The following is a 26,293-nucleotide window of genomic DNA, read 5'->3' as shown; positions in this document are numbered from 1 at the left end:
GAAGCTGCCCTTTTGGAGCAGCTTTCTTACTAATAACATTGAGCGGATTATTTTAAAATCTTCGCTTTATCAGGCATGCGCAAATGCTGGATTGAACATTGAAACCGCTTTGGCTTCCAGGAATGACTCACCCATCAGATATTCGTCCACAGATCTCGCTGCTTCACGACCTTCGCTGATTGCCCACACAACCAATGATTGTCCGCGGCGGCAGTCGCCTGCTGCGAACACTTTTTCGTTACTGGTTGATTGGTAACCGTTCGTTTTAATGTTGCCACGCTCGTCGAATTCTACTTCCAGGTCATTCAAAAGTCCTTCTTGTTGCGGATGCAAAAATCCGGCTGCCAAAAATGCAAGGTCGCAAGGAATGTTTCTTTCGCTTCCTGCAACTTCTTTCATTTGCATACGGCCCGTTTCAGGATCTTTTTGCCAATCGAGGTCAACGATTTTCAATTCTTTCAAATTGCCATTTTCGTCGCCTACAAATTCTTTTGTATTGATAGACCAATGTCTGTCGCAACCTTCCTCATGCGAAGTCGAAGTCCGCAACATCATCGGCCAGTTCGGCCATGGCGTGCTGGAATCGCGTTCTTTTGGAGGGATTGGCATTAATTCAATTTGCGTAATTGACGTTGCGCCGTGACGTCCGGAAGTTCCTACACAGTCAGATCCTGTGTCACCGCCACCGATAACGACAACATGTTTGTCTTTTGCAATGATCTGTCCGTTCGTATAAGGCGCGCCGCGGTGGTCCACTTCCGGGCTAATGCCTGCATTGCGTTTGTTTTGCTGGCTAAGGAATTCCATCGCGAAATGAACGCCTTTCAAATGACGGCCTTCAATTTTCACATCTCTCGGAATTGTTGAGCCCATTGTCAATAACACAGCATCAAACTCGTCCAGCAACTCATTCGCTTTCACAGTAACACCCACATTCACATTCGTGCGGAATTCAACACCTTCTGCTTCCATAACCGCCAAACGACGGTCTATAATGCTTTTTTCTAATTTAAAATCAGGAATTCCATAACGAACAAGTCCACCGATTTTATCAGCGCGTTCCATCAGCACTACTGAATGTCCGGCCTGGTTAAGCTGGTAAGCCGCAGCCATTCCCGCAGGTCCTGAACCTACAACGGCCACTTTTCTGCCCGTGCGGAATTTCGGAACTCTTGGTTTTACCAAATTCAGTTCAAAAGCTTTTTCAATGATCGCTTTTTCAATGTATTCAATCGCCACAGGCGGCTTATTAATTCCTAATACGCAAGATGCCTCGCAAGGGGCAGGGCAAATGCGGCCTGTGAATTCCGGGAAATTGTTGGTTGATGACAAAATTTCGTAAGCCAACGCCCAGTTTTCATCATACACCGCGTCATTGAACTCGGGAATAATGTTGCCTAGCGGACAACCATTGTGGCAAAAAGGGATTCCGCAGTCCATACAACGGGCTGCCTGCTGTTTGGAATGAGAGTCTGTGGGGGCTGTTTCAATCTCACGATAATCCGAAAGACGTTCGTCAATGCTTCTCTTCTTTGGCAACTCCCTTTCAAACTCTAAAAATCCGGTTGGTTTTCCCATTCTTATATTGCTTATTAAATCGTTATTCTAATTAAAAATCACTGCTTTAATGTTGGTAACCGCCTATTGGTGAACTACATCCACAACGATATCTTTATAAACCACGTTCTTATCAGCAATCTGCTGCGCAAGCGTAATGCCGCGTCCTTCGAGTGCTTTTTTGAAATCCGCAGGCAACACTTTCACAAATTGCTTCACCGACTGTTCCCAGTTTTGGATCAATTGGAATGCAATGTTGCTGGTCGTGTACTGGAAATGTTTGTCCAAACATTCCCGCAAAATGCCTTGATCTTCGTCATTAAGCGGGTCCAGCGAAACCATTTCCATGTTCACTTTCTCTTTGAACGTGCCGCTTTTATCCAAAACATAAGCCACACCGCCCGACATTCCAGCCGCAAAGTTTCTGCCCGTTTCGCCAAGAATCACAGCCAAGCCACCCGTCATATATTCCAAACCGTGGTCACCAACGCCTTCCACAACCACCTTTGCACCTGAGTTACGCACGCAGAAACGTTCACCCGCTGTTCCTCTAATGTAAGCGTCGCCCGAAGTTGCACCGTAAAAAGCAACGTTACCAATGATAATGTTCTCTTCCGGCTTGAATTTCGAATCGCGGTCTGGGTAAACGATCAGCTCAGCGCCACAAAGCCCTTTCCCAAAATAGTCATTGGCGTCACCTTCCAGTTCCAAACGAAGTCCGGCAGTGTTGAATGCACCAAAGCTTTGTCCCGCCGTTCCACGGAATTTGAAGTGAATGTTTCCTTTTGGAAGCCCAGCGCCACCGTATTTTTTAGAAATCTCATTAGAAAGCATTGTCCCAACCGAACGGTTCAAGTTGTTCAACGGAAACTCAGCATAAATTTCATCCTGACTTTCCAAAGCCGGTTGCGCCGCTTTGATCAAATCCCAGTCGATAATGCTGTCGATGCCGTGATCCTGTTCTTCCTGTTTGAACTGAGCAACCGACAGGTCACCTTCTTTATATAGGATCGCGTCGAAGTTCAGGTTTTTGTATTTCCAATGTTTGATATCATTGCGCAGTTCAAGATATTGGGCTTGTCCAACCATCTCATTTACAGTCCGGAAACCAAGTTGTGCCATAATCTCGCGCAACTCTTCGGCCATGAAGTGGAACATATTTACCACATGCTCTGGTTTCCCCGAAAACAACGCACGCAATTCTTTATTTTGTGTTGCAACACCCACAGGGCAAGTGTTCAAATGGCATTTGCGCATCATAATGCAACCTGCTGCAACCAATGCTGCCGTCGCCACGCCCCATTCTTCTGCACCAAGCATCGCTGCAATCGCCAAGTCGCGACCCGTACGAAGCTGACCGTCAGCCTGAACGGTAACACGTCCGCGCAATTTGTTTTTAACCAAAGTCTGGTGCGTTTCCGCCAAACCAAGCTCCCAGGGCAAACCTGCGTGACGAATCGAACTCAAAGGTGAAGCACCCGTTCCGCCGTCATAACCGGAAATCAGAATGTGGTCCGCATGCGCCTTAGCAACACCCGAAGCAACTGTTCCAACACCAGCTTCCGAAACCAATTTCACGCTGATCCTAGCCTGACGGTTTGCATTTTTGAGGTCAAAAATCAACTGAGCCAAATCCTCAATCGAGTAAATATCGTGGTGGGGCGGGGGAGAGATCAAGCCTACACCCGGCGTCGAGTGACGTGTGCGACCGATCCAGTCATCCACTTTGAAGCCCGGAAGCTGTCCACCTTCGCCCGGTTTTGCACCTTGTGCCGTTTTAATCTGTAATTCGCCAGCATTGCTCAAATAATGACTGGTAACCCCGAAACGTCCGGAAGCAACCTGCTTAATCTGCGAATTCATGCTGTCGCCATTCGCCATACGCGTGTAACGCAATTCGTCTTCGCCACCCTCTCCCGAGTTGGATTTGCCTCCAATCCGGTTCATGGCAATGGCCAATGTTGTATGCGCTTCCCACGATATAGAACCAAATGACATGGCACCCGTAGCGAAGCGTTTGAAGATGCTCTCAACCGGCTCAACCTCTTCAATTGGAATAGACGTTCCTTTTTTGAAACGCAGCAATCCGCGAAGCGTTAACGCCTTATGGCTCTGATCGTCAATTAGTTTCGAATATTTCTTAAATGTTTCGTAGCTGTTGGTTTTCGTAGATTGCTGCAACAAATGCACAGAGGCAGGGTTGAAAATGTGTGCTTCTCCACGTTGTTTCCATTGGTAAAATCCACCCACTTCCAGCTTAGGTTTCGAGTCCGGCGTTTCGTGGTAAGCCACTTTGTGACGCACCAGGATTTCACGTGCAATCTCAGAAATCCCCATTCCGCTAATGCGTGAAATGGTTCCTGTGAAATATTTATCAACCACATCTTTATTCAAACCAACGCATTCGAAGATTTGTGCGCCTTGGTAAGACTGCAATGTAGAAATTCCCATTTTAGAGAAAATCTTTAAAAGCTCCTTATTAATGGCCTTAATGTAATTATAATGTAGTTTCTCGTCCGTGAATTCACCTTCAATCATTCTCTGGCGGTTCATGAAAGAAAGCGTTTCAAATGCCATATAAGGGCAGATTCCCGCAGCACCGTAACCAATCAATGCGGCAACATGGTGTGTTTCCCAAACATCTCCCGCTTCAACCAAAAGACCCACTTTCCCTCTCAATCCTTCGCGGATCAAGTGGTGGTGAATGGTTGCAGTCGCTAATAATGAAGGAATTGGCGCGTGATCCGAGTCGATAGCACGGTCAGATAGGATCAGGATTTCAAATCCATCGTCAATCGCATCCGTTGCGTAACGACAAATGCGCTCCAATGCTCTTTCCAAAGCTTTTCCGCCTTCGTCTGCACGGAAATAAGTGTTTATTGTTTTGGCCTGAAAACCGTCTTTGTCTACAAAACGCAGTTTATCAAACTCCTGCACCGACAAAATGGGATGCGGAAGCGCGATCTGGCGACAGTGTTTTGGTGTCTCGGTTAATATATTTTCTGTTCCACCCACGAAAGAAATCAGCGACATAATCGAACGTTCGCGGATCGAGTCAATCGGTGGATTGGTAACCTGTGCAAAAAGCTGTTTGAAATAATTGGACAAATGCTGGCTTTGCTCCGAAAGCACCGCCAAAGGCACATCCGTTCCCATCGAGCCAATCGCTTCCTGACCAGTCTGGCCCATAGGAGCCAAAATCATCCGTAAATCTTCTGATGTATAACCAAATGCAACTTGACGTTTCAGCAATGCATTGTCATCATAAGCACGGTAAGTGCGGATCGGGTGATCCAACTGATCCACGTGCAACTTGTTCTCATCCAGCCATTTCTGATAAGGCTGACCTGAACAAACGGCTGCTTTAATTTCTTCATCAGGGATAATGCGGCCTTGCTCCATATCCACCACGAACATGCGTCCTGGCTGCAAGCGGCCTTTGGTAACAACGCGCGATTGATCCACATCCAAAACCCCGGCCTCAGACGCCATAATAATTGTGTCGTCGTCCAAAACCCAGTAACGCGAAGGGCGGAGTCCGTTACGGTCGAGCGTTGCGCCCACCATTTTACCATCCGTAAACGAGATGGAAGCCGGACCATCCCAAGGCTCCATCATTGCAGCATTGTATTCATAAAATGCTTTGCGTTCAGGATCCATTTGCTCGTTTCCGTCCCAAGCTTCGGGAATAAGCATCATCATTACGTGTGGCAATGAGCGGCCCGAAAGATGCAGCAATTCAATTGCATTGTCCAGGTTTGCCGAGTCAGACTGATTTCTGTCGCAAATCGGGACGATCATGTCCATTTCTTCTTTTGTAAAAAACTCAGAAGCAAATGATTTTTCACCGGCACGAATCCAGTTCACATTTCCTTTCACGGTGTTAATTTCACCATTGTGCGCAATGTAGCGGAATGGCTGAGCCAGTTCCCACGACGGGAATGTGTTGGTAGAAAAACGTGAGTGAACAACCGCAAGCGCAGAAACCACCGATTCATTTTCCAGATCCGGGAAATAATATTTTAGCTGGGCAGTTGTAAGCTGTCCTTTATATGAGATTGTACGGCAGGAAAGGGAAGAATAGTAAAAGCTTCTTTCCACGCCCTTAACCGTATCGCGAATCATTCTCGCAGAAACCTGGCGCAGAATGTAAAGTTTTCTTTCAAAACCAAGATCGTCCGTCACTTCGTCCGGGCGCTTGATAAACAATTGCTCCACATGCGGTTCAACAGACAATGAGCCTTCGCCCAATGTGTTGTTCAATGTGGGCACTTTCCTATAACCTAATATATGAAGGCCAAGCTTTTTGACTTTGCGGCTCAGAATGTCGCGGCATTCTTCACGCATGGTTTCATTGCCTGGGAAAAAGATCATCCCCACGCCATATTCACCAGCAGGCGGCAGCTGAAAACCTAAATGTGAACATTCTTCAACAAAAAACTCGTGTGGAATCTGAATCAAAATGCCTGCACCATCACCCGTGTTCGGATCAAAGCCGGTTGCGCCCCTATGTTCCATGCGTTCAAGCATGTGAATGGCGTCTGCCACGATCTGGTGTGACTTGCGGCCCTTAATGTTAGCCCGGAAACCTATACCACATGCATCATGCTCAAATTCCGGACGGTACAGTCCCTGATTTTCTACCATTGGTTCAATCATTTGCGACATTAATCGAAGATTCAGAAGTTGACAAATTCGTAAATAGAATTTGTTTAAATAAGCAATTAAAAATTAGCGCTAAACCGCCATTGGGTTATGGTTAGGGTAAAGCCACGCAAGATAACCATAAAAGATATTTGGCCGAATACGGAAATGACAAAATTTTCTATCAACCAAGATTTTTGATTATTTAGTTACAAATAATATGGAAATATTGATAATTGTTTAAGCCATAACCGCATTACTTATTAAATTTATAATAGAAAATGAGAGTTTTGCCTTCTTCGTGAAATACAAATTGCGTCTTGTTAAATTAATAAATAACGGTGACAAAGCCAAAAAAAACGTCTGGCTTTTTAATGGCCAGACGTTCTGTAATGTTTTATTTATGTAAAACCTAGTAGTTACGGCTCTTTCGATTCAGTCACATTATCGTAATCCTCATCATCATAACCATCATCGCCAGCGCCAAATTCGTTTTCCAAACTATGCATGAAAACCGCGTCAATGGCTTCTTCTTTTGATGGCAACACTTCCATATCCGGGATTTTAAGATCTTCTAAAAGATCCATAAAATCATCATCACGCGTTACGATCACCAGCAGGCCCAGGTCGTTGGCGCAGAGCCAGTTGATTTTTTTTAGAATCGTCACCCCAACCGGATCCACCGATTTCACAGGCTGCATATTCACGATCAGATTGTGATATCCTTCACGGAAAATTTCGCGCGCTGTTTCCTCGAAAGCTGCCGGAACATCACCCGCAAATGCAGGCTCTTCCAGCTCTATATATACAAATTGTTCTTTCTTTTCCAGTTTATAGTTCATTGCATTTTTTGTTTTGTCAAAAACAATATTTTAATAAAACGGCAACAGAATATGCTTATAATGCTCTTAGAATGGCGTTTTCAATGCGTTTTAGCGGATTGTCCAGATTGTTTTTCTGAAACTTGTTACCTGTCACCTTTTCAAATAATTCAATGTAACGATCTGAAATAAGCTGTACACGTTCGTCGTCCATTACGGGCACGGTTTGTCCATCTTTACCTTGAAAACCATTCTGTATCAACCATTCTCTTACAAATTCCTTGCTAAGCTGTTTTTGTGGAAGTCCTGCTCGCTGATTCTCCGCATATATGTCGGCGTAAAAATAGCGTGAAGAATCCGGCGTGTGGATTTCATCAATCAAATAAATAACACCATCCAGTTGCCCAAATTCATATTTTGTATCCACTAAAATTAAGCCCTGGTCAGCCGCCATCTCAGTTCCTTTGGCAAAAAGCGCCAGTGTATATCTTTCCAAATGTTCGTAATCATCCACACTTACAAGTCCTTGTGCGAGAATTTCTTCACGCGAAATGTCCTCATCGTGGCCTTCATGCGCCTTGGTTGTCGGCGTAATGATCGGTTGTGGAAGTTTGTCATTTTCTTTCAAACCATCCGGCAGCGCGACGCCGCAAACTGAGCGTTTGCCAAGCGAATATTCACGCCATGCATGTCCGGCCAGATAACCGCGGACAACCATTTCAACCGGATAAGCCTGGCATTTCAAACCAATGCTCACGTTCGGATCGGGCACTTCTTCCAGCCAGTTGGGCACAATGCCAGACGTTGCATTCAGGAAATGCGCCGCGATCTGGTTCAAAACCTGGCCTTTGTAGGGAATCGCCCGCGGCAGGATCACGTCGAAAGCAGAAATGCGATCGCTGGCAACCATTACAAGTTTTTTCTCAAAGGAATAAACGTCGCGCACTTTTCCTTTGTAAAACCCTGTCTGGCCAGGAAATTGAAAGTTGGTTTCTGGAATGCTATTCATCTTTTTATAGTAAAAATTACCACTCTATTTCGTCTTGTTTTGCCGTTTTAGACTTGTATTGCTTCTTTCTGAGCTGGTAAATATATTGCGATTCGTTTGATTTCATGGCATCCAATATCGCACGGGCCTGTTCCTCAGACATATTCATCTCCCGCAAACTCCGCAGCAATTCCTCTTTTTGCACATCTTCGGCCACTTCTCTTGTTTCTGGTTTCGGCTCCGGGGGCGTTGGCTCATTTCGCTCGGCGACAGCATCTTTTTCTGATTTTTTCTTTTTGTTGTTGAAGTCAGATGGCTTGTCAACTCCTGAAAATGCCTTTTTCAAAACAATGTAATTACTTCGGGCGAGCCCGTTGCCCGGTTCAAGTCTTAATGCTATTTTCAAATGATCCAGCGCATTTGCAGTGTCCTGTTGGCTGACCTTGATCAGTGCGATCTGGCTATTGGCAATGGACGCAATGGTGTTATTATCAATGTGATCCAGTAATTCGTAGTGTTTCAGCGCAAGCTTGTAATTGCCCATTTGATAGTACGAATGCGCGAGGTTCAGGCGGGCAGCCGGGTCGGAAAATATGGAGCCGTAAGTGATTTGATAATACAGGTCCGCCGAGTGCTTAAACTGCTTGTTGTTATATGCCTGTTCCGCGCCCAGTTTCCGCTCATTGGCCTTGGTAATGGAGTCAAAAGTCCGATTATCCCAGAGCCAGAGCAAAACATAAAGAATAATTGCGGTCATGTGTGATGCTTGGTGAGACGCAAAAATAAGCATTGATCTTTACAGTCGGAACGTTCCGATGGTAATTAAAACGTCGAGCACGATCAGCAGCAGTGCCGCACCGAGGAAGTAATAATATTTGTTACTCACCACCGTAATCGTCCGCGAATCTACCAATGTTCCTTCCGCCTGATTTACGTCGTTGGTCAGTTTCGGCATTTCGTTTTTCGCATTATTTAGCTCGTAATAGGAGCCTCTGGACGCTGTGGCCATCGTTCTAAGGAAATTTTCGTCTAGTTTGCTGATCACCAATTTGTCATTCTTATACATCAAAGGCTTACCATTCTGTTGAATGCTGATGCCCACTTTCGTTCCGACGGCAACTGTGTAAACGCCAATTCCAAACCTCCGCAGATTATTGTAAAGCGCGCCGCTGCAAGATGAATTGTTCTCGCCATCGGTGAAAAGGATCATCATTTTGGAGCGTCCGTTCGGGTCAGCAGCATTCATGAGCTTGCTATAAGCCAGCTGCGTCGCGTCGCAAATGTTCGTGCCGCCCGTTGCCAGCAAGTCCGTTTGTAACGATTGGATAAACAGCTCCAAAGCCGCGCCGTCGTAAGTCAGCGGGACGTGGATGAATGCTTCATTGGAGAAAATAATGATCCCGATCCGGTTAGCGCGCTCATTTTGGACAAAGCGGTTCATTTCAAACTTCACTTTTTCCAATCGCGAAGGCGTCACATCTGCTGCGTCCATGGATTTGGAAAGGTCAACGATCATAAAAATATCTTTTCCCTTCGACTGAATCTGTCGGTCAGCTTCTCCGAACGACGGTCCAAGCAAACTAATGATCAATAATGAGAAGGAAATGGTGCGTAAAAAAAGTTTGAGGATAAGTGTTCTCGCGGTGGTTTGGAGCTGCCGTGCGATGCGGACTGTGCGGATTATGTAGGCTGTGTAGATTAAAATGAAGAAAAGTATAAATAAAAATTCAGTGGTCTCAAAGGGGTAATTCCAGTTCATAATGAACGCTTTGGGTAATTTAAAATTTTTCAAAAATAGGGAATTGCGGCTTCTGATAAAGTTTTTTTGAGGAAATGTTTGTTTTTCTGACAGGCAACCTTCTATATTTGCAACCCAGAACGGAAAGAAGGAGGGATGGGTGAGTGGCTGAAACCAGTAGTTTGCTAAACTGCCGTACTCGCAAGGGTACCGCGGGTTCGAATCCCGCTTCCTCTACACCGATCTAAAAAAGTAACAAGAGGAGCTGACAATTGACGAAATCAAGATATCAGCTTAGCAATTAAAATAACTCGGGGAGTGGCGCAGCCCGGTAGCGCATCTGGTTTGGGACCAGAGGGTCGCAGGTTCGAATCCTGTCTCCCCGACATCGAAAAAAGGCAGTAAGCCGTATGCAGATACTGTTTACTGCCTTTTTCTTTAAAAGTTTTGGTCCGGTAGCTCAGCTGGATAGAGCAACTGCCTTCTAAGCAGTAGGTCATGTGTTCGAATCACATCCGGATCACGTTTAAGCACTTAGCATTAATTTGTTGAGTGCTTTTTTTGTGCCTTAATTTGTCTCTTGTCCTTCTTGCGAATCTTACTTATTATTGCATAAGGAAATATTCGAGTCCTTCATATCACACACATACTAACGAACAAAAAATATGATGTCATCACATTCAAACTTTCATACGCTTAGCAGAAGCATCACCCCTTATTTGCATGAGGCAAATAAAGGTTTTGGAGCAAATGCGAAAAATGTGCGAAATGAAGAACATTTGGCGTTGAAAGACCTGAAAATTCATTTGCAGGAAAAAACAAAGTCTATTGAACGACTAATCGGATTTTTAGAAGATGTCACCTGGCTTGATATCCCTGATGATCAAACCCGCACTGCGATTGTAGACCTCATTCACATTGCCAAGCTTTATCACAAAGAAGAGCAGGTTTATGGCGCTTCGCTGCAAGCAGATCAGACAAATAAAGAGCTTGAAGAATTTTTACTTGCCCTGGATGATCTCAAAGAAACAATTCAGGATGTAAAGTCCGCAATCATTACACTTCCCAAACTCGACGGCTATAATGAAATTTTTGACGAGCTGTCGAGATTGTAAATGAAAATTTTTTGTACACAAAATTTTAAGAGCCAGTTTGAAACGCTTGTTAAGAATAATGCTTACAAGTCTTTGCAACAGGGAACTCATAGATTACTTTTTTAATCCAGACCATGACAAACTTTCCGGAACGAGGTTAAACGGTCATGCACGACCCTTTCCTGAAAAAGCGACTAAACGGCTCAGGAGGATTCTGCGCTTACTATTACATCGTGATCAAGGACGATTGTCTTTACCTCGCGTTTGTACATCCTAAGACAGGAAAATACGGAATGAACAACATTTCGGACGAGTACAAACGTCTGTTGGCAAAGGAAGTGTTAGAGGCGATAAAAAGTAAAGCTTTTTATAAGGTGGAAGTTAGTGAAGTGAAATCGCAGATCATTTTTGTAGAGATTGTTTAAATAACTTGTCGGAAATCCGGACTTTTTACATACATTTGAGCATGAAGAAATTCTCAACAATGAAGGAGGCCTTTGAATATTGGGCGAAGAATATTTACCCAACATTGCCGCCTGATGTTAAGAAAGGAAGATATACAAGTGCTTGGAAAGATTACACTTATCAGCAGGGGATTTCTGAGAAACGGATGACAGAAATACTATCGGAATTCGGCAAAGTCGATATCAAGTTGGAGATAACTTTTACACCGAACTAAAATTTTTTGCTCAAAATTAGTCGGAAAGCTCGACTAGTATAAGTCAGGGAAAAACCCGGAGCGTCTTAGTTTCTGAGGCCGAGAGTCTCCGGGGGAGTTTAATCAGTAACAATTAAACATTGTAAATGTATGCGAACAGCACATGAATTAAAAGCGAAAAGTGCACAAGTTAGGAACAATGAGGCTGTCAGCATGGTGAGACAGGAGATGATTGATGGTCAGGTGAAGCAGCTGGTTGCCTGCATTCATGATTTTTTTGACGAAAATGACGCTTGTGGGCCAGTTTGTTATTTGAATGAACTGATGAAAAGCCGCGCTGATAATGCAGAAGGATTGAGGATATCGAGTTTTTTGATGCAGTTGGAAAGATTTAACCGGAGCTTTCGAGTGTTGCAAACTGGCAATCGCAGGTCGGCCAAATCATGATTTAAATTGATGTAAGTAATTGACATTCATTTGTTAGGTGCTTTTTTTATCGAAATGTTAAAGAATTTGATACACTTTCCATCAAACTCTGTTGACTTCGTTTTAAAATCCTAATCATGTTTTGTTGCTCTTCCGCAAATGTTATGCAAACACAAATAATTTAATATATGGATTATTTCCAATAAAATGGATTTATTCCATATATTTGAAAAAAAACTTAATGGACTCCTATGCAGAATGTGCAGTATGTGATCGTATCCGAAGACATGGTTTGGCTCTGGTATTATGACCGGTTTGGGACCAAGCATTTCAAAGAATTACTGGCCAAAGAAGCGACCAACTTCATAAAGCAGATTGCTTTGAAGGAGCAGCCTGCGGAAATGATGGCGTTATATATTGAAAAAGAGACCATTCCGAGGGATAAGCTATCCGGAACAATCTCTTTTTAATATTGTGATTTGAAAAGATTAGGTCGCAAGAGGAGGTCCGGACGGGATCATGATCTTCTCGCGTTTCATTTTAAATTTCAGTTTTTTAGCTGTGAACTTGGCTGTCATGTATTCGCCCATGTAAATGGAGCCTGTCATCGCGTCATTCTTTACGGTTCCTGAAAACATGAATGTAATTGAATCACCGGGCTGGCGGTCGGTGCTGCGCATTTTGAACTCGTTGCCTTCCACAGTTCCCTGCAATTCCCGCACGCTGAATTCGCCTTTGTGTGAGCCTTCCAGCCAGTTGCCGTCCTGCTCAATGATCAGCATGTGCTTGCTCGTTGAAGAGAAAAACTCAACATCGGCTTCCCAATGTCCCTTCAAGGAAACAGCGGCTGCTGCCATATCAGTTTTTTGCGGCGTGCGTTTTTGAGACAAAACCTCAAACAAACGATCAGAAACCACTTTTTCGTCACCTGGCTGCATTTGTCCCGTTGTGATAGAAACGAATGTTGCGCCGTCCCGACTTCCGCCGCCCAACGCAATCCGGGGCTTGCTGCGACCGAAAAGCTCAGCAATTTCTTCTCCCGTAATGTTCAGTTTTGCAGGGTCCCAGGATATTCGCAGTTGCGGCGTCCGGTTTGAAAGTTCAGTTGGTTCAATGACTTTCGTCTTCACGGACTCAATTGTTGAAACCTTTTTGGAAATGCTGTCCAGCCACGAAAGCCATCTTTTCCATTCGCCGGCATGGTCGCGCTTGGTCCAAGCTTCAACGGCTGCAACCATTCCCATCGTCTCCTCGCGGCCCACTTTGTTGTCGCGGCCAGGACCATGATGCGGAGCGCTTGCCTGCCAGGCCGACATGAGCAAATCTTTTCTACCTAACACTAAACCAGCACATTGCGGGCCGCATAAGGCCTTGCCGCCGCTATAAATCACCACGTCGGCGCCCATTTTCAAATGCACATTCGGGATAGTGAGATCTTCTGCGGCTGCGTCCACCATTACAGGAATGTTCTTGGTTTTGGCAATTTTTGAGATCGCTTCAAGCGACATTGGACCTGCCATGGAGGATTCACCAGCCATTAAGTAGATCATCGCCGTCCGCGAACTGATCGCATTGGACAGCTCTTCAATGGAATCAACCGTGATCAGCGTTACGCCAACATTGCGAAGCGCGTGGTCGTAAACGTTGCGCGAATATCTTGGAATAATAACCTCTGTTTTCTCAAAACCTTCCAAATTAGGAATACGAACCAGCTTTTCAGGATTGCCGCCCGTCACACAAGCCACCGTCACATGCTTCATTCCCGCCGCGCAGCCAGCCGAAACCAGCCCCCACTCAGCGCCCGTAAGCTCGGCCAAACGTTTCCCCGCGCCAAAAGCAAGTTCATCATATTGCACAAAAACCTGAGCAGCAGCGTCCATTGCAGCGCGCACTTCGGGCCTTTCGATGGAGCCGCCAATGATCGTAAACGTTCCGCGGCAGTTGATGATTGGCTCCACGCCGATCGCCTGGTAAATTTCTTTGCTTGCAGCCACTTCGGCTTTTCGGGATTTGATTTCCTCGGTCGCTTTTTTGGGAACCATGAGGCTTCCGGCAAGCGGGAGCATGGATAAATCTTTAATTACATCTCTTCGTTTCATTACTTTTTTAAATACAGGTTAAGGAACATTAAGGGAGAAGCGGAAAAATAGCGCAGTAAAATATAAGATTTCGTGTAAATAATAGAGGGCAATTGTTTTGTGTTGCCATAAGGCGCATTAAAAAGACGAGTTTAACATTAAAACGAATCTTTACCAAATATAAAAGAACCATTCGCGGGTAGGTTACCGGGGACATTATGTTAGAAAAATTTGGCCAAAATTGAATTTTGCATTCGAAATGATGGCTTTTGTTTAATATAACTTAACGGAGAACAACATTAATTACCGATCTTTACCAACCGTTTTCTACCTTCTGCTGACTTTTAAAAAAGACCGTTTTGCGAATAAAATCCAGGCTTTACGATTTATGGATTAGAATGTTAGGGTCGCCGTCCGACTTTCCTCTCAACGCCCGCATTTTCCACGCCGTAAGCCTGATCTCGATCGCTGCGCTGATCTACAATGTGCCGTTTAACTATATTATAGGTTTACCAAAAATTGCGATTGCCAGCATGGTGGTTTTGATAATCATGTGCATGCTCTATTATAATTCGCGCATTAAAAACAGGGTTACCGTTTCCGTCCTGATTGCAAACATTGTGGGGCTGGGATTATTTACGCTGAACTATTTTTTGAACTCAGGCCTAAACGGCCCGACTGAATTATTTTATCTGCTTTTTCTGCTGCTGAGCATCGCAATAAGCCCTGTAAATCAATACAAGGTCTGGATTCCAATCAATATTTGCCTCGTGTTGACGATGAATGCGATCGAATATTTTTATCCTGAAACTGTTCCTTACACTTATTCAAATCGCGCGAATGCATTCGTCGATCAGATGTCTGCATATGTCGTGGTGGCCATTTTGGCTTATATTTCAATGGATAACATTCGGAGGAGCTACGAAAGCGAGCGGACTGCCGTGCTGGAACAATCGAGATTCATAGTCGAGAAAAATGCGCAGATCCTGAAACAAAACGAAGGATTGGAGCGCATTAATGCGGAAAAGAACAAGCTCATGTCCATCGTGGCGCATGACCTGCGGTCGCCGCTCGCGAGCATTCAAAACTTCCTTGAATTGCTGAATCAATACGACCTCGACGAAGCGCAAAAAGCAGACATCAAAAAAGATCTGCTGGAAGCCACGAAGGACACCATGGCGCTGCTTTCGAAATTGTTAAATTGGTCAAAATCACAGCTTAATGGTGTTTCTGCAAACAAAGAAATGCTTGTGCTGCACGAGTTGCTGGATACAACGCTGAACCTTGAAAGAAGCGGCGCGATTAGAAAACACATTGAAATAGATTATGACATTGATCCGTCCATTGCCATTTTTGCGGATAGTGAAATGATGCAGATCATTTTCCGAAATCTGATCGGCAATGCAATTAAGTTCACACCGGAGGGCGGGCAGATCAGCATCAATTCTATCGTAGCCGGAAAAAATTGTGTGATCGCGATCAAGGACAATGGCATCGGCATTCCGCCGGAGCGACAGGCTGCTATTTTTTCTCTGAATGTGCAGTCGACATATGGGACGAAGAAGGAGAAAGGCGTGGGCCTGGGCCTTTTATTGACCCAGGAATTTATTCTTGCTCAAAATGGAAAGATCTGGTTTGAAACCGTCCCAACCGGCGGAACTTGTTTCTTTGTATCCATTCCAATGGCTGATGCATTAGTGACCAAGACCACAGAAAATCAATTGCAATTGGGCACTTCGGACAGATCGTAAAAAATCTGCAATCCTCTTTCCCGGCCAATGCGCACGTCCTCATCCGCACCTTTTGAAGCGCCTTCCAGTCGAAGAATGGCGTCACATTTATGCAATAATCGCTCGGCAACGGGATACAAAATTTCCTCATAAGGCGCGTCGCCAGGCACTTTTGACCCTGCCAGGTGCAACAGTGGCAGCGCCAGCCATTCCCCGATCACCGGCAAATGTCCGGCGCGAAATAAATCGAGTGTCACAGCTTCCAGCCGCGATAAATTTTGCTGCATCAGCGCAGGATCGTCATTGGTCCCCGAGCGATACGGACCGGCAACAAGAATCATTAAACCTTTCATATTAATTTGATTAAGTGATTTTTCTCAGCATTTACAGCTGTTTTCATGGATTGCCTTACATTTGATAAGCATTAAAACAACAAAGCAAGAATTATCGATTTTGATTAAAATTGATTAATTTTGATCAAATGTAAATATTAGCGATGAATTTCCAAGAAAGAAAAAGAAAAATCCTGGCAGCGGTTGACGAGTCGGGGAGCCTGTCTGTATTTGAACTGGCTGAAAAGCTTTCCATGTCTCCCGCAACCATTCGCCGCGACTTGCACGACATTGCGAACGAAGGGCTTCTCCTGCGCACACATGGCGGCGCTATGAAAATCGAAAACCAGGTTTTAACCAGTTTTACAGCCAAATCGGACACAAATGAAGATAATAAGGAGAAGATCGCAGCCCTAGCCGCCGAGTATGTGACGGACGGTGATATCATCTTCCTGGATTGTGGCAGCACCGTTTTCAGAATGTGTAGATATTTGAAAAAGAAACACGGCATTAAGGTGATTACCAACTCATTGCCCATTATGGCAGAGCTGATCGACACACCGGCGATTAACCTTAACCTGATAGGAGGGGAGATTGATAAGCAGCGAAAGGCCGTGCACGGTCACAAAGCCATCGAGCACATTGACAGCTATCACGCGCACAAAGCATTCATTGGGATTGACGGACTTTCGGCTCAAAACGGCCTTACCGCACACAGCGAGCATGAATCGTCCATTACATCTGCATTTATTCGGAATGCATCACAAATTTATGTTCTGTGTGATTCGTCTAAAATCGGTAAGGATAGTCACATTAAGTTTGGCAGCCTGGATATGATCAATTGCCTCTTCACTGACGCCAATCTTGACGCAGCGAAAAAGAAAGGATTGGTGGACAAAGGATTGGAAGTGGTGACCGCAAAATAGCTCTGATGTGACCGTTAAATAAATAATTGAAATAAATTGGGTAAGAATATCTTTGCCGATTATGCCATTCAGTCACAAGCTTATATTTTTTGCAAGAGGCTTGTAAAGCAGGGAGATTTCAATGTTAAGGCGCTTCTGGCTAAATTTACAGTGTTTGATTTTCGTATAGATGTTTCGCAGTTTGTAGAACGTCAGTTACTTTTAAGTGCTTGATTTTCAAAAAGTAGAATATTTTCTACAATAATATTACAACCGAATAATAAATATTACGTTCCCGATTGACTAAATTCGTTAGTTTAACAAATACGCAGGCGCTCCGTTAACTGACCTGATATCGAGAATGAAACAAATTTTACTTGTCGAAGACCACTCTATCGTCAGATTAGCAACTCGGTTTCTGATCAATGACCTCCTTGAAACAGCAAATGTTTATGAGGCAACAAGCTTCAACGAAACGCTCAAACAGGTGGCTGCCACGCGGTTTGATCTGATTATGCTGGACATTAACATTCCTGGTGGTGAGGGATTTAACATGATCCCGAGAATAAAGAGACTGCAGCCAAAGGTTTATATTCTGATTTTCTCTGGAATGGATGAATCTCTTTATGCCATGCATTATTTAAAAGCGGGTGCAAATGGATTTTTGGCCAAAAATTCGCCGCAGCAAACCGTGAAGGCGGCTATTCTTTCCGTTTTGGAACGGGGCAGATATGTGAGTGAAGTGGTGCAGCAGCAACTCATGCGAAATACATTTGAAGCAAACACCAATAGTGAAAATCCACTGGAAAACTTGTCACAACGTGAATTGGAAGTTATGGACTTGCTTTTGGACGGCAAGTGGACCAAAGAGATCGCAACGCAGCTCAACATCACAGGCAGTTCTGTAAGCACTTATAAATCAAGGATTTTTGAAAAGCTGGAAGTTTCGACTATTATTGAAATGTTTGTAAAGGTGGAACATTATAAAAATCGTTTGCCTGGCGAGTAAGAATTACGCCCAAAAAGTCACTGGCTTTCCTTTTTCGCATTAACTTTACTGCGAAGTTTCTTGTGCCGCTCCTTAGTTGTCCGCATGGTGATGAAAGGGTCCCGCAAGGGAATAAGATGTAATTTCACACGCATCCATGAAGGAAACGAAGATAATTTATTTAGCAGACGATGATCAAGACGACCGTTTTTTCCTGAGACAAGCCATTACAGCCGCCGCCGAGTCTGCGGAGATCATTGAAGTCGAGAACGGACTCGAACTGCTGAGCCTTATTAAAGAACAAAACGATACACCCGCCTCGCTGATATTAATGGACATGAACATGCCCAAAATGAACGGGTTGGAAACAATTACTGCAATACGCTCCGACGTAACATTGTCCAGCATTCCGGTGGTGATGATCTCAACTTCTTCTAACACTTTGCTTATAGAAAAAGCCTATGAGGCAGGTGCAAACGGTTTTATCACAAAGCCAAGCACTTTTGACGGGTTCAATGAGCTAGGAGTGCGGCTGGCTGTTCAGTTCCTGACCTAGCCACAATACACAATTTGCGTATATCCATCAACGCCCAATTATCAAAAATTTATGATTATCCAACTGCAAGCCGCCTGGTACGGTATTTGCGTTTGTTGATTTTCATATACGTAAACTATTGCCAAAATCAGAACAGATTACATCAATGATCCCCGATTCCTCTGAACAAAAAAATCATCTGCGCGCACTAGAAAAAGCTTGTACTGGCATCAAGGGCCTGGATGAAATTACGCTGGGCGGTTTTCCACAAGGCAGGCCAACCTTGATATGCGGCGCCGCCGGATGCGGCAAAACGCTATTTTCTATTGAATTTCTCGTTCATGGCGCATTAGAGTACAACGAGCCCGGCGTCTTCATGGCTTTTGAAGAAAAGACCGAAGAGATTACAGTGAATGTTGCTTCGCTTGGGTTTGATTTGGAGCAAATGCAAAAGGATAAGCTTATCCGACTGGATCATGTCCGAATCGAGAGAAGTGAAATTGAGGAGACAGGAGAATATGACCTGGATGGTTTATTCATTCGATTAGGCTACGCCATCGACAGCATTGGCGCAAAGCGCGTTGTTCTCGATACGATTGAAAATCTATTCTCCGGCCTTAATAATCAAGGAATTATCAGAGCGGAGTTGAGAAGGTTGTTTGAATGGCTGAAAGAAAAAAAGGTTACGACAATTATAACCGGTGAAAAAGGAGATGGCGCGCTGACACGTCAGGGACTCGAAGAATATGTTTCTGATTGTGTGATTTTGCTGGATCACCGGGTTACCAATAAAATTTCGACACGACTTTTAAGAATTGTAAAATACAGGGGTTCGGTTCACGGAACCAACGAATATCCGTTCCTGATCGACAGCGACGGAATATCCGTTTTGCCCGTGACTTCGCTAACGCTTTCTCACGAGGCATCTACTGATCGGATTTCGTCGGGCATTCCTGCATTGGATAAGATGCTGGGCGGAAAGGGATTTTTTCGCGCAAGCAGTGTGCTTGTGTCGGGCACGGCCGGAACGGGAAAAACAAGCATTGCGGGTTCATTTGCCAACGAAACTTGCAGTAATGGAGAGCGCTGTATCTATTTCGCATTTGAGGAATCGCCGAAACAGGTGATTCGGAACATGTCCTCCATTGGCATTGATCTGCAACGACATATTGATAGCGGCCTTCTTAAATTCAATGCTGCCAGGCCTACATTGAATGGATTGGAAATGCACTTGGCCTCAATCCACAAACTTATCGTGCAGTTTAAACCGCACGCGGTCATTTTGGACCCGATTACCAATTTGATCACGGTCGGTTCGGTCAGTGAAGTGAAAAATTTGCTGATCAGGCTGATAGACTTTTTACAATCCCAGGAAATCACAGTTATGTTCACAGCACTCGCTTTGAATGATAACATTTCGGAACAAACGGACGAAAGCGTGTCATCACTTGTCGATGCATGGCTTTTGATCCGCGACATTGAAATGAATGGTGAACGGAATAGAGGTTTGTACGTGATGAAATCGAGAGGAATGAAGCATTCCAATCAGGTGCGGGAGTTCGTTATCAGTGATAACGGAGTGGACCTTGTGGATGTTTTCCTTGGTCCGGATGGAGTGCTAACCGGCTCTGCGAGAGAAGAACAGCAGCTCATGCAAAAAGCAGGAATTGTGTTGAAAGACCATGCGGTATCGAGAAAAGACAGGGAAATAGACAGAAAAAGAGCGGTTCTGGAATCTAAAATTGCAAGTCTTAAAGAGGAATTTGAGTCGGTTCGGGAAGAACTTAACAAGACTTATATTGAGGACGAGTTAAAAAAAGAGGTTCTGGAAAGTAATCGTAAGGAAATGTCCCGCCAAAGAGGCCGAGAAGATTCACCTGAATAACAGCATTACAATTATTGACAAATAAATGGAAGAAACAGAAGAAATTTGGGAGCTCAGGTTATATGTAGCCGGCAAGACAGAAAAGTCAGTCACTGCATTAACAAACCTTAAAAGATATTGTGAAGAATATTTGAAGGATAAATATGTCATTGAAGTAATAGACCTCCTTTTGCAGCCCCAACTGGCGGAAGGAGATCAGATTTTGGCCATTCCAACATTGGTTAAAAAAGTGCCTGAGCCCATTCGGAAAATTATCGGAGACCTTTCCAACGAGGAAAAAGTGCTCGTTGGATTGAATATACGCCCTGCTAAAAGATCAGAATGAGTGAAAACACAGATATAGAACCAATTGGTGATAACGATAACCCACAATACGTGCTTCGGCTGTTCATCACGGGCGCGTCCATTAATTCAAGAAGGGCAGTCGTTAATGTCAAGCAGATCTGTGAACAATATATAAAGGGCAACTATTCTCTCGAAATTATCGACGTTTACCAACAAAAAACCATCGCAGAAAAGGAACAGATCATTGCCTTACCTCTACTCATCAAAAGTAAGCCACTGCCGGCAAGAAGGTTGATCGGAGATATGTCCGACACCCAAAAAGTACTCAAAGGTCTGGGAATTTCGATTGGAACATGAATAATCAGAAGACATACGAAGAGTTGTTGAGGGAGAATGAGGAGCTTCGTGCGCATTTGGAAGAAGCAACCGAGACCATTCACGCCATCAGATCGGGGCAAGTGGATGCGCTGGTTGTAAAAAATCCGGAAGGCGAGCATCAGCTGTTCACGCTCAAAACTGCGGATCAAACCTATCGTGTTTTTATTGAGAAAATGAATGAAGGCGCGGTGACGCTCAATCATCAGGGCCTTATTCTGTATTGCAATTCAATGTTTGCTTCGATGATCGATATGCCGCTTTCCAAAGTGGTGGGTTTGCATTTCAGTGAATTTATTCCCAAAGCATTTAAGGAAATTTATTTTGACCTGTTCAATAATGGCTGGAAGGAGGATAGCAAAACGGAACTCTCCATCAGCAGAAACGGAACAATGGTTCCCTGTCAACTTTCGGTAACCATGCTGCAACTGGATGAAGGTCCTGCTTTAAGTGTAATTTTAACAGACCTTTCGTTCCAAAAAGAAATCCAGCAACTGCTGAAAACGAACAACCTGCGGCTGGAAGAAATCAATGCTGAACTCGAAACAAGTAACCATGATTTGCAGCAATTTGCTTCCGTGGCCTCCCATGACTTGCAGGAACCGCTTCGGAAAATCCTGATATTTTCGACCATGCTCCGCAACAAGCTGATCAACGAGCTAACGGATGAAAATGCTGTTTTTTTAGATAAAATTATTGGTTCTTCGCTGAGAATGCGGAACATGATTACGGATATTCTGAGTTATTCGCGACTGTCAACACACGTGAACAACTTCGCGGTGACGAATTTGAATGACGTTGTCAATGAGGTTTTGGAAGATTACGAAATCCTGATTCAGGAAAAGGGTGCAGACATTCAAGTAGGTGATCTTCCGCAAGTTGAAGTCAACCGCGGCCAGATCAAACAGGTGTTCCAAAACCTGATCAGCAATTCCATTAAATTCTCCAAGCCAGGAGAAAAGCCGGTTATCCGGATTTCCGGCGGCGTAAATGAAGCCAATGGCACCGCGTTAAAAGATGATGCAGAGGAGCCAGCGACCTGCTTTATAACCATTTCCGACAATGGCATTGGCTTCGACGAATTGTATAATGAGAAAATCTTCTCCCTTTTCGAGCGCCTTAATACAAAGGACAAATACGAAGGTTCAGGAATTGGTCTTGCCATCACAAAAAAAATCATTGACAAACACAACGGCCGCATCAGTGTAACCAGCCAGGAAGGCCAGGGCGCAAGTTTCGCACTGACATTGCCGGTTTCGCAGGGCTGATTTGTTGCTTCCCATCCCTCATAGTAAGCGAGCAAGCCGCTTTTAACTTCTTTTAAGATTTCCCGTTGTCAGGAATGCATATTTTTGAGCATCAACTCAAACTAAGGCCATGCAACAGATTGACAGCCAAACAATTCAAGAGTTACAAATCATCTCAAAGCAAACAAAAGACGCAAGCATCCTAAATTTCTTTGACCACACGTCCACACAAGGCGGACGTGATGCCCTGAAAGCAATGCTCCTGTCGCCAAAAGCGTTCAGAGATGATGTAATTGTTTTTCAGGAGTTGTTAAAAACCATTGTCGCTGATCCAAACGTCTTTCAGGTTGATGTTGCGAGAGCTTATGTCGCAGCTGCGGAGGCATATTACGCATCCAGCATTGCTTATTCAATGTCCCAGGATGTGTTTCAGCATTGGTTCGACACCTTCATATTTGCCTGGCGCAATCCGTCGGAATTCTATCTGGTCCGCAGCGGCCTCATTGCCACTTTCCGAATTTTTAAGGCAATGCAGGTTATGATCTCAAACATTGGCGACTCACAAGTTCCACAGCTTTTAAAAGACGACGTTGATTTCCTGAAAAATTTCCTTCAATCCACCGGACTTGCTGCCATACTCAAAACGAGAGACACTAAACTGTCCCTAAGTGCTATTTTCCTGTGGGATTATCGTTTGCGCATTTCGCTAAAAAAGGATTTCCGAAGGCTTTTGGATTGCTTTTACACATTGGACGCATATCAATCCATCGCGAGAACAGCCAAAATTCACAGCCTGAACTTCCCTGAGTTTGTAAGCGAAAATTCGACTGGACCAACTTTTGAAGTTGAGAGCATTTGGCATTTATTGATGGATAATGCCGTGCCTAATAGCATAAGTCTGAACAACCAAACGCCTATCTGTGTGCTTACAGGGGCCAACACAAGCGGAAAAACGACCTTCCTTAAAACAGCAGGCGTCGTAATTTACCTCGCTCATCTGGGATGGCCGGTGCCAGCCAGGACCGCGCGCATTTCCTTTGTTGACAGGCTGTTTACTTCCATTAACCTCAGCGACAACATGGGTCTTGGACACAGCCATTTTTATGGAGAAGTAATCCGCATTCGTGATATCGCGACGGCCTTGTCCGCCAAGGAAACTTGCTTTGTCATCATTGACGAGCTTTTTCGGGGAACAAATCAAGAGGATGCATTCCATTGTTCCAAAACCGTGATCGACGGATTCCTGTTACACAACACGTCGTCTTTCCTTGTTTCAACGCACCTTTTAAACCTCATCAAGCATTACGAAGCCACAACCGAGATATGTTTTCGATGTTTCAGGACAAAGATCATTGGCGACGACTTTGAAAATACATTTCAAATTGAAGACGGCATTTCCACCGAAAAGTTGGGTCAGATTATTTTGAAACAAGCCGGTGTTGCAGAGCTCTTGCATAGTTAAATGCCCCACATTTACTATCTTGTCTTAGCCATTGAAAATCGAGAGCGCTATGAAATTGCTGGCTTCATCTGTTCTGATCCTCCTGTTTTACGGCCAAAGCTTTTCGCAAAATCACGTCGATTGCAGTTCTGTTGCTGTTCGGGATAGTCTTTTTAATGTGTATGCAAAAAAGGCGCGCACGTTTGGTTTCGATGACCCGGGTTGGGACCGAAGCTTTGATGAACTGCTGGCAATATGCCCGAACATTGCGGAGGCTTATCAGGAAAAGGGTTTACCGCATTTGGTAAAAGGAAATCTTGCGAAGGTTTTTGAATACAACGACAAAGCGGTTGAACTGGATCCCCAGCGGTGGACTGCTTACCGCGGTTATCTGCACTGCATTTACGCCAAAAATTACGAAAAGGCGATCTTGGATTTCGAAAAAGCGCTGCAATTTGCGCCGCACGGTTTTATTCAGGATCACACATATTGGTTTTTTCTCGCACTGTGCAACATTGAACTTGGAAATTATGAAAAAGCCGTTTCGTTTTTGGAGAAAGACATTGCGCAGCAGCGCCGTGGAGAAGGCAAGAATGATCTGCATTTCAACTCATTGCTGTATTTCGGAATCACCTATTATTTGATGAATGAGTATGACAAAGCCGAAAAGTGGCTAACCGAATGCCTGCAACTTTACGATCAGCATCCGATGGCCAACTATTATCTGGCCATGACCATGAAAATCACAGGCAACAAGCAGCAGGACGTGTATTTTGCCAAAGCGAAGCAGTATATGCTTGACGGTTACAGGCTTAACGAGCCCAATTCGGCCTCCGTGGTTTTTCCCAAACAAATGACAATGGAAGACATTGAAAAGCGATAATTATAATTTGCTTTCAATCCAGACCGACAGCAAGCAGCACATGATCAAACCAAACCACATCCATTCGGAAAGCTTGCGTTTCACTCCGTTCGTTTTTGGAACCGAGCCAACGGCGTTACTATCCATTTTTGCCCTGTAAACATTGTAGGATCTGACAAAGTCCCTGACGAGCGCAGCATTATAACGTCCAGCGTTAACGGCTTGATCTTCAACAAATAATTCCGTTTCAAGCGAGTCGTTAAAAGCAATCCAGCCAGACTCAATCGGTTTGAAAATCGCGTTCCCGGATCGTGGATTCAATGCCGAAGAAACTGGAAAAATTGTGTCTGCGCCTATCCGAAGCATCTTAACCGGTTCCGGGAAATTGTTCAAAGCGACTTCCGATCCCAAGCCTCGAAAAATAGGAGCCGTAAGGTCGATATTGGATTTAAGCAAAGGGCGAATTGGAGCTAAAACGGCATTCCAAATCTTCTGATATGCAAGCGAATCCCCAGATAACTGCAAAGGAAAAGTCTCATTTAAAAGGCTTATGCCAACATTTCCAGTGGTTTTCTGAACTGCAAAAGGATAACCGGCGATTTGAAAATAACGATTGGATGGCGCAAAATGATAAGGCAATGCAGTAAGCCCGGACCAAATCGCAACGGATTCTTCGGTAGAAGATTTTCTCACTTGAAAAGTGGTTCCTAATGCAGCATTGATGGCCGAAACTTCGCTGAGCGGACTGGTAAGATTAAGAAACAAAATACTTTTTCCTTTTAGTAATGACTTCTTAACCAATGCATTAGTCGCGTTTGTCGCATCCGTAACGATCATATCCGGCTCCTTGCCTTTGTTAATCGTGAGTTTGCTTTTAATGTCTTTGGACAAAATGGCCGTGTAAATCACTGAATTACCAGCCTTTCCCAGCCAATTCGCCAGCGCCCGGCTTTCAAAATCGGGGCTGTCCAGAATAAACTGCACCGTCATTGGCGCGGTGGAACGTGAGAAGTAATGCAGCGTATCGGTAACTGCTTCATTAACACTCAATTCAACAACTGTTCTTCCCAAAGTAAAACTTGGATATTGCAGCTTGAAATGATTGCTCCCAATATTCAGCGAAACACTATCCAGCGTTTGGCTGCCATATCTGAGCTTGATTAAATGCTTTTCAGTGGATTCGATCCGCCCGTACAAAACCTGCATTTCACCATTCCGAACCAGTTCTTTCCACTGCAAATCGTATGGCAAATTCTTCTGAAAATAAGGAATCCATTTGATCAAGCCCGGCGACTGTTGCGACTGCAGGATTTTCGGAAAAAGTGTAGCATCAAAGTCCTGACCAGCCAGAATCAATGTATCAAATGTGCTTTCTTCCAAATCATTCGAAACAACATTTCCTGATCCGGATAAACTGTCCAGCAACGAGTTAGCAACCGAGCGAGGCACATCTTTTCCGGCAATGAAGCTTACCGAAGTTTTCGATTCTCTAACCAGATAAGGCTGAACAACAAATGCCATTATGGCGATCCAGAGAAGCACATTCAATCCGGTTCTAATCCAGAATCTTTGGCCCGAAACATTCGATTTTTGACGAAATAACAACCACAATTGCAACGGAAGCAATGCAACGGTTACTGCAAATATCAGCAGGTTTAGCGGTTCCGACCAGTTAAAATCAAGTTCAATCATGCGCAAGTTTTC

The 26,293-nt window shown here is 44.4% G+C and carries 24 protein-coding genes and 3 tRNA genes; 18 read left to right on the top strand and 9 right to left on the bottom strand.

Translation table 11 applies throughout. The features are described 5' to 3' along the window. Positions 1 to 69: 69 nt before the first annotated feature. From LZG73_RS00955 to LZG73_RS00930, 6 genes are all read right to left on the bottom strand, one after another. Positions 70 to 1,578, bottom strand: a complete 1,509-nt coding sequence (locus LZG73_RS00955; RefSeq protein ID WP_233845623.1) for a glutamate synthase subunit beta — start codon at positions 1,576 to 1,578, stop codon at positions 70 to 72. A gap of 63 nt (positions 1,579 to 1,641) precedes the next feature. After that, positions 1,642 to 6,225, bottom strand: a complete 4,584-nt coding sequence (gltB, locus tag LZG73_RS00950; protein ID WP_233845622.1) for a glutamate synthase large subunit — start codon at positions 6,223 to 6,225, stop codon at positions 1,642 to 1,644. A 395-nt stretch (positions 6,226 to 6,620) separates the two neighbouring features. Then, positions 6,621 to 7,043 (bottom strand): STAS domain-containing protein, encoded by a 423-nt coding sequence (locus tag LZG73_RS00945; protein WP_233845621.1) that lies wholly within the window; start codon positions 7,041 to 7,043, stop codon positions 6,621 to 6,623. A gap of 55 nt (positions 7,044 to 7,098) precedes the next feature. Beyond that, positions 7,099 to 8,031, bottom strand: a complete 933-nt coding sequence (locus LZG73_RS00940; RefSeq protein ID WP_233845620.1) for a phosphoribosylaminoimidazolesuccinocarboxamide synthase — start codon at positions 8,029 to 8,031, stop codon at positions 7,099 to 7,101. A 16-nt stretch (positions 8,032 to 8,047) separates the two neighbouring features. Continuing rightward, a complete protein-coding gene (locus LZG73_RS00935; protein ID WP_233845619.1) occupies positions 8,048 to 8,767 on the bottom strand; it encodes a hypothetical protein in 720 nt (239 codons plus the stop codon). Between the two features lie 39 nt (positions 8,768 to 8,806). Further along, positions 8,807 to 9,769 (bottom strand): VWA domain-containing protein, encoded by a 963-nt coding sequence (locus tag LZG73_RS00930; RefSeq protein WP_233845618.1) that lies wholly within the window; start codon positions 9,767 to 9,769, stop codon positions 8,807 to 8,809. 129 nt (positions 9,770 to 9,898) lie between these two features. Here LZG73_RS00930 and LZG73_RS00925 point away from each other — a divergent pair. From LZG73_RS00925 to LZG73_RS00890, 8 genes are all read left to right on the top strand, one after another. After that, positions 9,899 to 9,985, top strand: a tRNA-Ser gene (locus tag LZG73_RS00925). 75 nt (positions 9,986 to 10,060) lie between these two features. Next, positions 10,061 to 10,134 (top strand) — tRNA-Pro (locus LZG73_RS00920). 63 nt (positions 10,135 to 10,197) lie between these two features. After that, a tRNA-Arg gene (locus LZG73_RS00915) sits at positions 10,198 to 10,271 on the top strand. A gap of 142 nt (positions 10,272 to 10,413) precedes the next feature. Beyond that, complete coding sequence (locus LZG73_RS00910; RefSeq protein WP_233845617.1) at positions 10,414 to 10,863, top strand: hypothetical protein; 450 nt, start codon at positions 10,414 to 10,416, stop codon at positions 10,861 to 10,863. A 146-nt stretch (positions 10,864 to 11,009) separates the two neighbouring features. Then, the gene (locus LZG73_RS00905) at positions 11,010 to 11,267 is read left to right on the top strand and encodes a hypothetical protein (protein WP_233845616.1); all 258 of its coding nucleotides are present in this window, start codon (positions 11,010 to 11,012) and stop codon (positions 11,265 to 11,267) included. Positions 11,268 to 11,308: 41 nt separating this feature from the next. Next, positions 11,309 to 11,521 carry a hypothetical protein gene (locus tag LZG73_RS00900; protein ID WP_233845615.1) on the top strand — a complete coding sequence of 71 codons (213 nt, stop codon included), beginning with the start codon at positions 11,309 to 11,311 and terminating at the stop codon, positions 11,519 to 11,521. Positions 11,522 to 11,650: 129 nt separating this feature from the next. Then, on the top strand, positions 11,651 to 11,947 hold the full coding sequence (locus LZG73_RS00895; RefSeq protein WP_233845614.1) for a hypothetical protein: 297 nt from the start codon (positions 11,651 to 11,653) through the stop codon (positions 11,945 to 11,947). A gap of 230 nt (positions 11,948 to 12,177) precedes the next feature. Further along, the gene (locus LZG73_RS00890; RefSeq protein WP_233845613.1) at positions 12,178 to 12,396 is read left to right on the top strand and encodes a hypothetical protein; all 219 of its coding nucleotides are present in this window, start codon (positions 12,178 to 12,180) and stop codon (positions 12,394 to 12,396) included. A gap of 18 nt (positions 12,397 to 12,414) precedes the next feature. Here the strand turns inward: LZG73_RS00890 and LZG73_RS00885 are convergent, their stop codons facing one another. Then, positions 12,415 to 14,025 carry an aminotransferase class V-fold PLP-dependent enzyme gene (locus tag LZG73_RS00885; RefSeq protein ID WP_233845612.1) on the bottom strand — a complete coding sequence of 537 codons (1,611 nt, stop codon included), beginning with the start codon at positions 14,023 to 14,025 and terminating at the stop codon, positions 12,415 to 12,417. A 338-nt stretch (positions 14,026 to 14,363) separates the two neighbouring features. On the opposite strand from LZG73_RS00885, the gene LZG73_RS00880 reads away from it, so the two are divergent. Continuing rightward, the gene (locus tag LZG73_RS00880) at positions 14,364 to 15,755 is read left to right on the top strand and encodes a sensor histidine kinase KdpD (RefSeq protein WP_233845611.1); all 1,392 of its coding nucleotides are present in this window, start codon (positions 14,364 to 14,366) and stop codon (positions 15,753 to 15,755) included. On the opposite strand, the gene LZG73_RS00875 is transcribed toward LZG73_RS00880, so the two are convergent. Next, positions 15,722 to 16,087: a DUF4406 domain-containing protein gene (locus LZG73_RS00875; RefSeq protein ID WP_233845610.1), complete on the bottom strand. Its 366-nt coding sequence runs from the start codon at positions 16,085 to 16,087 to the stop codon at positions 15,722 to 15,724. The genes LZG73_RS00880 and LZG73_RS00875 overlap by 34 nt on opposite strands. A gap of 143 nt (positions 16,088 to 16,230) precedes the next feature. Here LZG73_RS00875 and LZG73_RS00870 point away from each other — a divergent pair, with 143 nt between their 5' ends. The 9 genes from LZG73_RS00870 (at position 16,231) to LZG73_RS00830 (ending at position 24,610) form a co-directional block, all read left to right on the top strand. Further along, positions 16,231 to 16,992, top strand: coding sequence for a DeoR/GlpR family DNA-binding transcription regulator (locus LZG73_RS00870; RefSeq protein ID WP_233845609.1), 762 nt, complete (start codon positions 16,231 to 16,233; stop codon positions 16,990 to 16,992). Between the two features lie 340 nt (positions 16,993 to 17,332). Further along, positions 17,333 to 17,980 carry a response regulator transcription factor gene (locus LZG73_RS00865; RefSeq protein ID WP_233845608.1) on the top strand — a complete coding sequence of 216 codons (648 nt, stop codon included), beginning with the start codon at positions 17,333 to 17,335 and terminating at the stop codon, positions 17,978 to 17,980. A 136-nt stretch (positions 17,981 to 18,116) separates the two neighbouring features. Beyond that, positions 18,117 to 18,515 (top strand): response regulator, encoded by a 399-nt coding sequence (locus tag LZG73_RS00860; protein ID WP_233845607.1) that lies wholly within the window; start codon positions 18,117 to 18,119, stop codon positions 18,513 to 18,515. Positions 18,516 to 18,660: 145 nt separating this feature from the next. Then, a complete protein-coding gene (gene kaiC / locus LZG73_RS00855; protein WP_233845606.1) occupies positions 18,661 to 20,379 on the top strand; it encodes a circadian clock protein KaiC in 1,719 nt (572 codons plus the stop codon). A gap of 25 nt (positions 20,380 to 20,404) precedes the next feature. Beyond that, complete coding sequence (locus LZG73_RS00850) at positions 20,405 to 20,704, top strand: circadian clock KaiB family protein (RefSeq protein ID WP_233845605.1); 300 nt, start codon at positions 20,405 to 20,407, stop codon at positions 20,702 to 20,704. After that, entirely contained in the window at positions 20,701 to 21,021 is a 321-nt protein-coding gene (locus LZG73_RS00845) for a circadian clock KaiB family protein (protein WP_233845604.1), read from the top strand. Before LZG73_RS00850 ends, LZG73_RS00845 begins: the two co-directional genes overlap by 4 nt. Next, positions 21,018 to 22,307 (top strand): ATP-binding protein, encoded by a 1,290-nt coding sequence (locus LZG73_RS00840; RefSeq protein WP_233845603.1) that lies wholly within the window; start codon positions 21,018 to 21,020, stop codon positions 22,305 to 22,307. The genes LZG73_RS00845 and LZG73_RS00840 overlap by 4 nt, the downstream gene beginning before the upstream one ends. 109 nt (positions 22,308 to 22,416) lie before the next feature. Next, the gene (locus tag LZG73_RS00835; protein ID WP_233845602.1) at positions 22,417 to 23,748 is read left to right on the top strand and encodes a MutS-related protein; all 1,332 of its coding nucleotides are present in this window, start codon (positions 22,417 to 22,419) and stop codon (positions 23,746 to 23,748) included. A gap of 49 nt (positions 23,749 to 23,797) precedes the next feature. Further along, complete coding sequence (locus LZG73_RS00830; protein ID WP_233845601.1) at positions 23,798 to 24,610, top strand: tetratricopeptide repeat protein; 813 nt, start codon at positions 23,798 to 23,800, stop codon at positions 24,608 to 24,610. Here the strand turns inward: LZG73_RS00830 and LZG73_RS00825 are convergent, their stop codons facing one another. Then, entirely contained in the window at positions 24,611 to 26,281 is a 1,671-nt protein-coding gene (locus LZG73_RS00825; protein WP_233845600.1) for a hypothetical protein, read from the bottom strand. Between the last annotated feature and the right edge of the window lie 12 nt (positions 26,282 to 26,293).

The organism is Dyadobacter sp. CY326 (genome assembly GCF_021390515.1).
Classification (GTDB): domain Bacteria; phylum Bacteroidota; class Bacteroidia; order Cytophagales; family Spirosomataceae; genus Dyadobacter.
This window is presented reverse-complemented; position numbering and strand designations above follow the sequence as displayed.